This window comes from Flavobacterium mesophilum (genome assembly GCF_039581405.1).
Lineage (GTDB): Bacteria > Bacteroidota > Bacteroidia > Flavobacteriales > Flavobacteriaceae > Flavobacterium.
Map to the genome: position 1 here is coordinate 835,238 of NZ_JBCPXZ010000003.1, position 11,399 is coordinate 846,636.

13 protein-coding genes are annotated in these 11,399 nt (G+C 34.6%); 10 read left to right on the forward strand and 3 right to left on the reverse strand.

Annotation, left to right across the window (positions count from 1 at the left end):
- The first annotated feature begins 172 nt into the window (after positions 1-172).
- The 8 genes from AAYQ19_RS12520 to AAYQ19_RS12555 all read left to right on the forward strand — a co-directional run bounded on the left by AAYQ19_RS12520 (position 173) and on the right by AAYQ19_RS12555 (position 6,665).
- A complete protein-coding gene (locus AAYQ19_RS12520) occupies positions 173-1,048 on the forward strand; it encodes an AraC family transcriptional regulator (protein WP_026727391.1) in 876 nt (291 codons plus the stop codon).
- A 4-nt stretch (positions 1,049-1,052) separates the two neighbouring features.
- Positions 1,053-1,442, forward strand: a complete 390-nt coding sequence (locus AAYQ19_RS12525) for a hypothetical protein (RefSeq protein WP_343536676.1) — start codon at positions 1,053-1,055, stop codon at positions 1,440-1,442.
- Between the two features lie 125 nt (positions 1,443-1,567).
- The gene (gene hemH, locus AAYQ19_RS12530) at positions 1,568-2,587 is read left to right on the forward strand and encodes a ferrochelatase (RefSeq protein WP_343536678.1); all 1,020 of its coding nucleotides are present in this window, start codon (positions 1,568-1,570) and stop codon (positions 2,585-2,587) included.
- 35 nt (positions 2,588-2,622) lie between these two features.
- Complete coding sequence (locus tag AAYQ19_RS12535) at positions 2,623-3,171, forward strand: CopD family protein (protein ID WP_144216557.1); 549 nt, start codon at positions 2,623-2,625, stop codon at positions 3,169-3,171.
- 144 nt (positions 3,172-3,315) lie between these two features.
- Entirely contained in the window at positions 3,316-4,731 is a 1,416-nt protein-coding gene (locus tag AAYQ19_RS12540; protein WP_343536821.1) for an ATP-binding protein, read from the forward strand.
- A gap of 10 nt (positions 4,732-4,741) precedes the next feature.
- Positions 4,742-5,524 carry an enoyl-CoA hydratase/isomerase family protein gene (locus AAYQ19_RS12545; protein WP_343536682.1) on the forward strand — a complete coding sequence of 261 codons (783 nt, stop codon included), beginning with the start codon at positions 4,742-4,744 and terminating at the stop codon, positions 5,522-5,524.
- Between the two features lie 176 nt (positions 5,525-5,700).
- Positions 5,701-6,099 carry a hypothetical protein gene (locus tag AAYQ19_RS12550; RefSeq protein WP_343536684.1) on the forward strand — a complete coding sequence of 133 codons (399 nt, stop codon included), beginning with the start codon at positions 5,701-5,703 and terminating at the stop codon, positions 6,097-6,099.
- Positions 6,100-6,242: 143 nt separating this feature from the next.
- The gene (locus tag AAYQ19_RS12555) at positions 6,243-6,665 is read left to right on the forward strand and encodes a hypothetical protein (RefSeq protein ID WP_343536686.1); all 423 of its coding nucleotides are present in this window, start codon (positions 6,243-6,245) and stop codon (positions 6,663-6,665) included.
- Here the strand turns inward: AAYQ19_RS12555 and AAYQ19_RS12560 are convergent.
- From AAYQ19_RS12560 to AAYQ19_RS12570, 3 genes are all read right to left on the reverse strand, one after another.
- The gene (locus AAYQ19_RS12560; protein ID WP_343536688.1) at positions 6,662-7,315 is read right to left on the reverse strand and encodes a metal-dependent transcriptional regulator; all 654 of its coding nucleotides are present in this window, start codon (positions 7,313-7,315) and stop codon (positions 6,662-6,664) included. The genes AAYQ19_RS12555 and AAYQ19_RS12560 overlap by 4 nt on opposite strands.
- 104 nt (positions 7,316-7,419) lie before the next feature.
- Positions 7,420-9,288, reverse strand: coding sequence for an Nramp family divalent metal transporter (locus tag AAYQ19_RS12565; protein WP_343536690.1), 1,869 nt, complete (start codon positions 9,286-9,288; stop codon positions 7,420-7,422).
- Between the two features lie 74 nt (positions 9,289-9,362).
- A complete protein-coding gene (locus tag AAYQ19_RS12570) occupies positions 9,363-9,755 on the reverse strand; it encodes a Fur family transcriptional regulator (RefSeq protein WP_343536691.1) in 393 nt (130 codons plus the stop codon).
- A gap of 94 nt (positions 9,756-9,849) precedes the next feature.
- Between AAYQ19_RS12570 and AAYQ19_RS12575 the strand changes: the two genes are divergently transcribed.
- Positions 9,850-10,203 carry a MerC domain-containing protein gene (locus AAYQ19_RS12575; protein ID WP_343536693.1) on the forward strand — a complete coding sequence of 118 codons (354 nt, stop codon included), beginning with the start codon at positions 9,850-9,852 and terminating at the stop codon, positions 10,201-10,203.
- A gap of 10 nt (positions 10,204-10,213) precedes the next feature.
- Positions 10,214-11,122 carry an NAD(P)/FAD-dependent oxidoreductase gene (locus AAYQ19_RS12580; protein WP_343536695.1) on the forward strand — a complete coding sequence of 303 codons (909 nt, stop codon included), beginning with the start codon at positions 10,214-10,216 and terminating at the stop codon, positions 11,120-11,122.
- Positions 11,123-11,399 lie beyond the last annotated feature (277 nt).

The following is an 11,399-nucleotide window of genomic DNA, read 5'->3' on the forward strand; positions in this document are numbered from 1 at the left end:
ACGCTAAAAGTACTTTTTATGTCGCTGTATGTTTTTTTGAACCTAAATAGGTGTTTTTGAGTAAAAAGGACTACTTTTGTAGCAAAATCAGCTCGTTTGAAGTGATTAGTTTAGAGTCGTTCTAAATAACATTTGAACTTTGTTTTGATTTTCGTTTCAAAAAAATATCGCTATGGGTTCTCAAGAAATTATAAAAATTGAAGACGACTTTACGCTGATCCGTTTTCAAAATGACGGCACCGAGCCATTTTTTGCACAGCACGAAATTGTCGGTACTGGTCTGATACAGTTTCACTTCGGAATAAAAGGGAATGCAAAATTCTTATTTAATCAAGGCACTTATGCTTTGGAGCTGAAAGAAGAAAAATCATTGCTTTTATACAATCCACAGAAAGAATTGCCGCTGAATTTAGAACTTGCTCCAAACTCGTGGGTGATTTCAGTAATTGTTTCGATCAAGAAATTTCACGCGTTGTTTTCTGCCGAAGCCAATTATATCACTTTTTTAAGTCCTGACAATAAGGATAAGAAATATTATAACGAAGGAAATATCAGTCCGTCAATGGCGATTGTGTTGAGTCAGCTGTTTCATTATAATCTTCATCCTTCTATCAAAAACCTTTATTATAAAGGAAAAGGATATGAATTGTTGAGTTTATATTTCAATAGAACCGAAGATCCAAATGCAGAACAATGTCCGTTTTTGATTGACGAAGATAATGTTTTGAAAATCAGAAAAGCCAAAGAAATAGTAATCGCGAATATGGCCGAACCGCCAGGATTGCAAGAATTGGCAGATGAAATTGGTTTGAATTTGAAAAAGCTGAAAATGGGCTTCAAACAAATTTACGGCGATACGGTTTATGGTTTCTTGTTTGATTACAAAATGGATTTCGCCAGAAAACTTTTAGACAGCGGTTCATATAATGTAAACGAAGTGGGACTGAAAATTGGTTACAGTACGGGAAGTCATTTTATCGCTGCCTTCAAAAAGAAATTCGGAACAACACCTAAAAAATATTTGATGTCGATTAATGCGAATGTTTAATGGGATGAAAAAATTAATTTTCTTCTTGGTTCTGTTTTCTTCTATTTTAAAATTAACTGCTCAAAGTAATTCTAAAATTAACTATGATGGTTTATTGAAATTAGAAGGACTGGAATATGTTGGAGGGATTACTTTTTATATTGAAAAAAAGGATCAAATTTTAATAGCAATTCAAAATGATACCATTAAATGGAAAGCAGACGTGATTAAAACCTGCGGGATAAGAAAAGACGAAATTAATTCTGTTTTTACAAGAAGTGGAAAATTAAAAGTTTCTTTTGGAAAAAACAGTAATGCTTACGTTAATGTTGAAAATGGAGAAATTGAATGTTTGAAAGAAGAGAAAAAGAAAAGTAAAGACAAACAGGGAGATTATATCGATTTTACAAATTAGATTATAATCAAAAAGTAATAATTATCATATTTCTAATAAAGTACAGCATTTACTTTTGCAGAAATTTTTAAAAACAAATAAAAAGCTTAAAGCCTAGAGCTTAAAGCCTAAAGAAAAAAAACATAATGAAAGGCGCACTATTAATAAACTTAGGATCTCCGGATAGTCCAACTCCAAAAGATGTAAAACCTTATTTAGATGAATTTTTAATGGATAAATACGTGATCGATGTTCCGTATTTATTGAGAGCATTATTAGTTCGCGGAATTATTCTAAGAAAAAGACCAGAGGAATCAGCACATGCTTACGCGAAAATCTGGTGGGAAGAAGGTTCTCCGCTAATTGTTCTTTCTGAAAGAATGCACAAAAAAGTACAGCCTTTATCTAAAATTCCTGTTGCGCTGGCAATGCGTTACGGATCAATGACAATTGAAAAAGGTTTACAAGAATTGAACGACCAAGGTGTAACTGAGGTTTTACTTTTCCCGCTATATCCGCAATACGCAATGGCTTCTACTTTGACGATTTTAGTTTTGGCAGAAGAAATCCGCAAGAAGAAATTCCCTCACATGAAATTCAGTGATGTTCCAGCGTTTTACAACAAACCTGATTACATCACAAACGTAGCCGATTCAATCAAAAAACACTTACGTGATTTTGATTATGATCAACTGGTGTTTTCATATCACGGAATTCCAGAGCGTCATGTTCGTAAAACAGACAAAACAAAATCGCATAAAAAATTCGTAACCAACGAAATGTGTTGCGAAGTGGGAACTCCAGAAGCGGAATTCTGTTATAGAACACATTGTTACGAAACCACTCGTTTAGTTGTTGAACAATTAGGAATTCCAAAAGACAAATATTGTGTGACTTTCCAATCAAGATTAGCAGGTGACAAATGGCTTGAGCCTTATACCGATGTTGAAATTGATAATATGCCATCAAAAGGAATTAAGAAAATTGCTGTTGTAACTCCAGCTTTTGTTACCGATTGCTTAGAAACTTTAGAAGAAATCGCAATGCGTGCCAAAGAGGATTTCGAAGCAAATGGAGGAGAAGAATTCTTAGCAATTCCGTGTTTAAATGACGAAGACGAATGGTGTCAAACGGTTTCTAATTGGATTAACGATTGGGCTAAATAGAGAAAAGAAGAAAGAGTAAAGAAAAAGACTTTATAATGGAGTATTATAATTACTTAAAATCACTGCATCTTATTTTTGTCATAACTTGGTTTGCAGGTTTGTTTTATATTGTGCGTTTGTTTGTGTATCAAATAGAAGCCAGTGAAAAACCTTCTCCAGAAAAAGAAATTTTGCAGGCGCAATACAAAATTATGGCTTACCGTTTGTGGTACATTATAACATGGCCGTCAGCGGTTTTGGCGAGTATTTTTGCTTTTTGGATGCTGTTTTTTACAGATGCAGGTCATATTTGGATCAAAATGCCTTGGATGCATGTAAAATTATGCTTCGTTTTCCTTTTGTATTTATACCACGGAAAATGCCATCAGATTTTTAAGCAACTGCAAAACGATGAGGTAAAATATTCGAATAATTTCATGCGTTTATGGAATGAAGGCGCAACGATTATTTTGTTTGCCGTTGTTTTTTTAGTAGTTTTAAAAAGTGCCATCAACTGGATTTTCGGCGTAATCGGAATTATTTTATTCTCGGTTTTAATTATGCTGGGATTCCGATTTTACAAACGAATTCGAGAAAAAAAATAGTTTTTTTAGTTTCAGGTTTCAAGTTTCAAGTTGCCATCGCAACCTAACCTGAAACGTGAAACCTGAAACAAATAAAACAAAAGACAGATGTTTAACAACTTCAAAATGACAATGCTTTCACTTCGTACCAGGATTTTCCTGTCGATGATTGTATTGATTGTGGTAGCATCTTTTTTATTGGCTTCGATTTCGATTATTCAGTTTAAAACTGAGGCCAAAGAATACCATCAGGAACGTTTAGAACGAAAAGAAAATGCGGTAAAGGAACACATCAATTATGTGCTTTCTACAACGACTTATCCGTTGAAAACCCAGAATCTGGATTTGATTTTTAAGGATAAAATTCACGAACTGGCTCAGATTCATAAAATCGAAATCAATATTTATAGTCTTGACGGAAAACTACTTAAATCTTCCAAAGAGTCTTTTGCCGTTGATAAAGCGCCGCCGCCAATTCCGGAATATATTCTAAAATTGGTTCGTTCTTCTATCGAAAAGCGTTTTGTAGATATTAAAACGATCGACGGAGTCAAAAACCGATCTTCATACAGTTTAATTAAAGACGAAAAATTCAAACCACTCGGAATCCTAAATCTTCCCTATTTAGAAGATGACGGATATTATGACAATGAGTTGAATACGTTCTTGATTCGTTTGAGTCAAGTATATTCTTTCATGTTGATTGTGGCTTTTGGATTGGCGTATTTCCTTTCGACTTATATCACAAAATCATTAAAAACTATTTCTGATCGTTTAGAAGAAACCAATTTGGATCAGAAAAATGAAAAAATTGTTTTAGAAGCCAACAGCAAAGAAGTCAATTTCTTGATCAGAGCTTATAACGGAATGGTGGACAAATTGGAAACCAGTGCGGTCAAACTCGCGCAAAGTGAGCGTGAAGAAGCTTGGCGCGAAATGGCAAAACAAGTGGCACACGAAATCAAAAATCCGCTTACGCCGATGCGTTTGACAGTTCAGAGTTTTCAAAGAAAATTTGACCCGAATGATCCTGATGTAAAGCAGAAAATGAATGATTACTCGGAAACTTTAATTCAGCAAATTGATACGATGACCGCTGTTGCTTCGGCGTTTTCGAACTTTGCATCGATGCCGGCCCAGCAAAACGAAACGTTGAATGTCGTTGAGGTTGTTGAATTGGCTTTGGATATCTTCAACGAAGATTATATTTCTTTTGAAAAAGAAGAGGAAGAAATTATTTCCAAAATGGATCGTACACAATTGATTCGTGTCATTACCAATTTGGTTAAAAATGCGACTCAGGCCATTTCAGAAAGTCAGTTTCAGAAATCTATTGTCGTGTCGGTAAAAAGACGAAACGATCATGTTGAAATTGATGTAAAAGACAACGGAATCGGAATTCAAAAACAAGATATCGGTCGAATTTTCGAGCCTAAATTTACGACTAAGACCAGCGGTATGGGACTTGGACTCGGAATTATAAAAAACATTATCGAAAATTACAAAGGAACAATTACCTTTGAGTCAACTTACGGAAAAGGAACAACATTTACAGTTTCATTGCCAATCACGAACTCTTAAAGCTAACATCATGAATTACGAAAATATTTTAATTTCTATTGAAGAAAAAATAGCAACAATCACTATAAATAGACCTGCTAAATTAAATGCTTTGAACAAAGCTACAATTAGCGATTTAAGCAAAGCTGTTGCTGATTTAGGCAAAGATGATACTGTTCGTGCAATAATTATAACTGGAACAGGGGAAAAAGCTTTTGTTGCCGGTGCTGATATTTCAGAATTTGCGAATTATAATGTAGTTGAAGGAGCTCAATTAGCATCGGAAGGGCAGGAAGCATTATTCGATTTTATCGAAAATCTTAGAAAACCTGTTATTGCGGCCGTAAATGGTTTTGCTCTTGGTGGCGGATTAGAATTGGCAATGGCTTGTCATTTCAGAATTGCATCAGATAATGCTAAAATGGGACTTCCAGAAGTTACTTTAGGATTAATTCCGGGTTACGGAGGAACACAGCGTTTGCCACAATTAGTTGGTAAAGGACGTGCGATGGAAATGATTATGACTGCAACGATGATTTCTGCAGAAGAAGCAAAACAATATGGGTTGGTAAATCATGTAGTTCCTCAAGCTGAATTATTGTCTTTCACGACAGTAATTGCTCAAAAAATCATTAAAAATGCGCCATTTGCAATTGGAAAAGCAATAAAATCGGTTAATGCTAATTACAAGGACGGCAAAAATGGTTTCGAAACTGAAATCAAATCATTTGGAGAATGTTTTGGAACTGCTGATTTTAAAGAAGGAACAACTGCATTTTTAGAAAAACGAAAAGCAGAATTTACAGGAAAATAATTTTCTTAACCTCAAAGCTCGTAAGGGATTACGCAAAGCACGCAAGGAAAATTAAAAAACTTTGCTCCCGATAGCTATCGGGATTGCGTAAATCTTAGATCTTTACGGTTAAATTAAACACAAAGAGGATAAAATCTTAGCCTCTTAGTAGCTTAGAACCTTAGCACCTTAAAAAAATGTACGAACCAATATTTGCCCTTTTTTGTGAACGAGTTAAGGAAAGCATCCAAAGTGGCACTTTCGCAAAATTGACTTTGGCCAAAACAATGGGCGACACCGAAATCAAAAACATCTATTTTAGATTGGTTTTGAATGAAGATGATACGATGTCAATCTCATTGACAACGCGCTATAAAACGGAGGAAGTAGAAAGTTTTCATTCTTTAGATGAAGCTCTATTAATTCTCGGATCTTATATCAAGAAACCTTTTCTTACTGCACTTTTGTTTACAACAGATAATGATTTGACTTTCAAAGTAAATAAGAAAAATGCCGGAAGTATTATTGAACAACCTCCAACATTTAAAAATGCTTCACCTGTAATGCTTGAGATAATCGAGAAAGGATTGCTGTAAAATAGTTAAAATTCGTCATTTTTATTTTTTGTAGGAAAAACACCTTAAATTTGTATTGTGTTTAAAAACAGAATATAATGCGAGGGAATGTTTTTGGTGTTTCGGACAGATTGAAGGCCTTTATTACCTTTTTTACAATTTCATTGATAATAGCCTTAATTGGCTTATTTGTCATTCCTTTTATTTCATTGCCTAAAGATTCTTTTGCTTCAAAAATGTATAACAGTTGTTGTTCTACAAATTACCTGTTCTATCTGATGCCTTTAATTATATTGGCGTTTATTATTTCAGGAGCCATTTTAATCATAGCAGTCTTTAGCAAAAAAATCATATTAAAAAAGAATACTATAGTTTCAAAAAATGCATTTTCAACACGTGAGATTGCATTTGATGAAATAAAGGGCTTCGCTGTTAATCATTTTGTGCTTTACATCGAAGCAAATTCAAAAGATAAAAAACGAATAACCATAAATCTGCTAAGTTTAAATAGAGGTGACAAATTGCTTCAATATTTAGAAAAACGATTTGTGAATTTAGATTTTATAATGGCAGAAGAAATTCTCTAAACCAACTTTACAAACAGATTGGATGCAATTTTATTAGAAATAGACAATTCTCTTCCGTTTACTTTGATTCGTACCGATAAATCAAAAGATTCTTTCGATAAAAATTCGATTTTAGAACCTAAAGCAATTTCTTGTTTGTCCAGATATTTTAAAAATTCTGAAGAAGTGTCTTTTACGCCGACACAAACTCCGGTTTGATTTTCTTCCAATTCAGATAAAAGCTGTTTCTCGATTTTAATGATTCGGCCATTAGCATCTGGAATTGGGTCTCCGTGCGGATCTTCAGTCGGATTTCCAAGAAAATCATCTAGACGGTTGATCAATTGCTCCGATTTGATATGTTCCAATTGTTCTGCAATTTCATGAACCTCATCCCAACTAAAATTTAGCTTTTCAACCAAAAACACTTCCCAAAGACGGTGTTTTCTAACAATCATTTTGGCCGCTAGTTTCCCGTTTTCAGTCAATGAAACCCCTTGGTATTTTTTATAATTAACCAAATCTTTCTCTGCTAGCTTTTTCAGCATATCAGTTACAGAGGAAGCTTTCGTTTCCATAATTTCTGCAATAGCATTTGTGCTGACTTCGGTTTCCAAAGCAGCAGTCAAGTGATAGATTGATTTTAAGTAGTTTTCTTCTGAAAAAGTCATTTATTTTGAGGTTCTAAGGTTCTAAGGGACTGAGGTTCTAAGGTTTTGTTTTAAAGTTTTTAAGAGAAACCTTAGAACCTTAGCAACTCGGGGCCTTAGCACCTTCATTTAACAATCAACAAAGGTATTGAAATTTTATGTCTCAATTTATCGACCGTTGTGCCAAAAAGAATATCTTTTAAACCAGTGTGGCCGTGGGTTCCCATAACTAGAATGTCGAAATTTCCACCGTTAATGATTTCTGGAATTATTTTGTTCGGTTTTCCAAAACCAAGTTCTGTTTCAATATTGAAACCTTTCTCCGAAAGCATTTCTTTGTATTCTAATAATAATTTTTCATCAATCGTGGTTTCATGATCGTGAATATGAATTCCGTACATCAGAGCGCCAACGGTTTCTACAATGTGGATGAGTGTATATTTTGCGGTCATTCCGCCTAATTCGAATGCGTGATTCAATGCGGCTTCATCGGCATTTGAAAAATCTACAGAAACTGCAATGTTTTTAACTTCCTGAGTTTTCTTTTGAGAAAAATGAAGTTTCAAGTTGTGTGGCGAATGATTGACGGTTTTGGCTTTGAATTTGGCAATAAACGGTTTGAAAATGATATATAATAATAATGCCGAAAAACCGAAAGCCAATGGAACAACTGTAAGCCATAATAATGTTGGATTATTAGAAGTTTCGAGCCATGAGGTGATTTCATCGTAAACTAATTTTGCATTTAGTGAAACAATGATTGAAGCAATAATCCACGACACAACCTGAGTCGTTCTTGAAATATGAAAACCATTCATTTTCGATTTATCACTTACAAAGTGAATCAGAGGGATAATCGCAAATCCCAATTGCAAACTCAAAATTACTTGACTAAGAATCAACAATTTTCCTGTAACGCTTTCGCCATAAATATAAATTACGACCAAAGCTGGAATAATGGCAATTAAACGTGTAATGATTCTGCGGACCCAAGGCTGAATTCTAAAATGCAAGTAGCCTTCCATTACAATCTGTCCGGCAAGAGTTCCTGTTACCGTTGAACTTTGTCCAGCGGCAATTAAAGCCACAGCAAATAAAATGGGTGCCCATTTCGTTCCCAATAAAGGTTCTAGGAATTGATGTGCGTCTTGAATTTCGGCAACTTCAAACATTCCGTTTTTATGAAATGTTGCGGCTGCAAGAATTAGGATTGCGGCGTTAACAAAAAAAGCCAAATTGAGTGCAATTGTCGAATCGATGAGGTTGTATTTCAAAGCTTGTTTGATTCCAGCTGGAGTCCGGTCAAATTTTCTGGTTTGCACCAAAGAAGAATGCAAATACAAATTGTGTGGCATTACCGTAGCCCCAATAATTCCGATTGCAATGTACAAAGCAGCGGAGTTTGGAATTGAAGGAACAAGTCCGCCAATGATTTTGTGGATTTCCGGCTCAGCGAAAATCATTTCAAAAATGAAGGAAAAACCGATAATCGCGACCAAAGCAATTATAAAAGCTTCCATTTTGCGGATTCCTTTATTTATCAGAAATAAAAGAAGAAAAGTGTCCAGAACGGTAATTAATACACCTTCAAGAAGCGGAATCCCAAATAAAAGATTAATTCCGATTGCCATTCCGAGGACTTCGGCCAAATCACATGCAGCAATTGCAATTTCGGCCAGAAAATATAAAATATAGTTGATGTATTTTGAGTAGGTTTCTCTCGATGCTTGTGCTAGATCGCGCTGTGTTACGATTCCGAGTCTAGCACTCAAACTTTGTAGAAGCAAAGCCATTAAGTTGCTCATTAGTAAAACCCAGACAAGTGTATAGCCAAATTGACTTCCACCAGCAATATCTGTTGCCCAGTTTCCAGGATCCATATAACCAACGCTCACTAAATACGCTGGGCCCAAAAATGCTAGTATTTTCCTAAATCCTGTTTTTTTATGCTCCGTAGCAACGGATTGGTTTACTTCTTCTAAAGATTTGGTCATTGTAAAAGTATTGTTTTCACAAATATATGTAAAAATTACATTCGCTAAACAATATTTTTAGACAAGCCTAAAACTTAAATGTTAGAATTTAAACATTTTGGACATAAGCCAGACAAGGTAAAATTGATCTCTTTTACTTTGTAATTATGCGGCATAATATAGCTTGGTTTTACCGTTTCCAAGCACGTGATCTCATGACAGTTTTCGCAACTAAAATGAGCATGATTATGAATGTGCACACGTTGATTCGAGTGATTGCATTTTGCATATTTTACGGTTCCGTCAAGGTTCGAAATTTTATGAATGATGTCATCGTTCAATAGTCTATCAAGAATTCTATAAATGGTGACGCGATCGCATATATCGTTTAATTGTTTCTGAATTTCGGTATGGGACAGCGCGGTGTTGGATTTTTCAAAAACCTCTAAAACGGCCGTCTTTGCTGTGGTGTTACGTGTAGCTTTCATTTTTAATTTGAAAAAAAAATTATCGCAACAATGTTGCGATTTTATAAAATCGTGTATATTTGCAACAAAATTGCATTAATCAAATTTAAATAAAATGAAGAAAATAACGACATCTTTTTACGATATTTTAGGAATTTCAAGCGCGGCATTTTGCTTGGTTCATTGTTTGATTTTTCCAATACTAACCATTCTCCCTTTAGGGCTAATTCATAACCCAATTATCGATTTGATTTTTGCTTCTTTTGGTTTATTTGCGATTATCAAAATTATAAAAAAATCCTCTCTTTTGGTATCTTCGATTTTAATCATTTCTATGAGTTTGATATGGATTAGTGTTTTGAGTGAAATCCTTTTTGAAATTCATCTTGATCTGATTTATTTTGGAGGATTCGGAATGATAGTCGGACATTTGATCAATTACAATTTGCACAGAAAACAAAATCATTAAAAATAGGATTATGGAACAGAAGAATTTTGAAGTGATTATCATTGGCGGAAGTTATAGCGGTTTATCAGCCGCAATGAGTTTGGGACGTTCTTTGCGTCAGGTTTTGGTCATTGACAGTGGTTTGCCTTGCAACAGACAAACACCGCATTCGCATAATTTTATTACACAAGACGGAGAAAAGCCTGCTGTGATTTCGGCGAAAGCCAAATTGCAAGTTGAGCTTTATAAAACCGTTCAGTTTTACAATGGACTTGCTGTAAAAGCTTTGAAAACGGAAAAAGGTTTTGAAATAAGTACAGAATCTGGAGATTTATTTACCTGTCGAAAAGTTTTGTTTGCGACTGGCATTCGTGATTTGTTGCCGAAAATTAAGGGCTTTGATGATTGCTGGGGGATTTCGGTTTTGCATTGCCCGTATTGTCATGGTTATGAGGTGAAAGAAGAAAAAACAGCAATTATTGCTAATGGCGAAATGGGTTTTGAATATTCAAAATTGATTTCGAATTGGACAAAAGATTTGAGATTGTGTACAAACGGAAAATCAGAATTGACTCCTGAACAAACACAGCTTTTAAAAAACCATGGCGTTTCGATTTTAGAACAAGAAATAGATTCTCTAGAGCATAATAATGGTTATGTTTCGGAGATCGTTTTTAAAAACGGAGAAAAAATCGACGTAAAAGCCATTTATACAAAACCTCCATTTGAACAACATTGTTCATTGCCACAAGATTTGGGTTGCGAAATCAATGAACAGGGTTATTTAAAAGTTGATTTTATGCAAAAAACAACCGTTCCAGGAATTTTTGGAAGTGGCGATGCGACTACTCAAATGCGCTCAGTGGCGCTTGCGGTTTCTACAGGATCTTTTGCGGGAGCGGTAATTAACAAGGAACTTATCGACGAGGACTTTAGATAATCAAAGTTTTCAAAATTTAGCTTTATTCTATAGCCCCTAGCTTCAGCTAGGGGAACAAGATTTGGACGGAAAGGGCTTTAGCCAAACTTTTGTATTTGGCTAAAGCTTTTTTCTCTATCAATCATATTTTCATCCAGCTGAAGCTGGATGCTATTGATTTTTATCTTCATGAAAATAAAAATCTAACATATTGAATTCAATCAGTTTGAAAATTTTTGTTTCATAATAATTGTTTGTCAAATTTAATTTTTAGATTTGTCTAAAAATTAATTTAAAA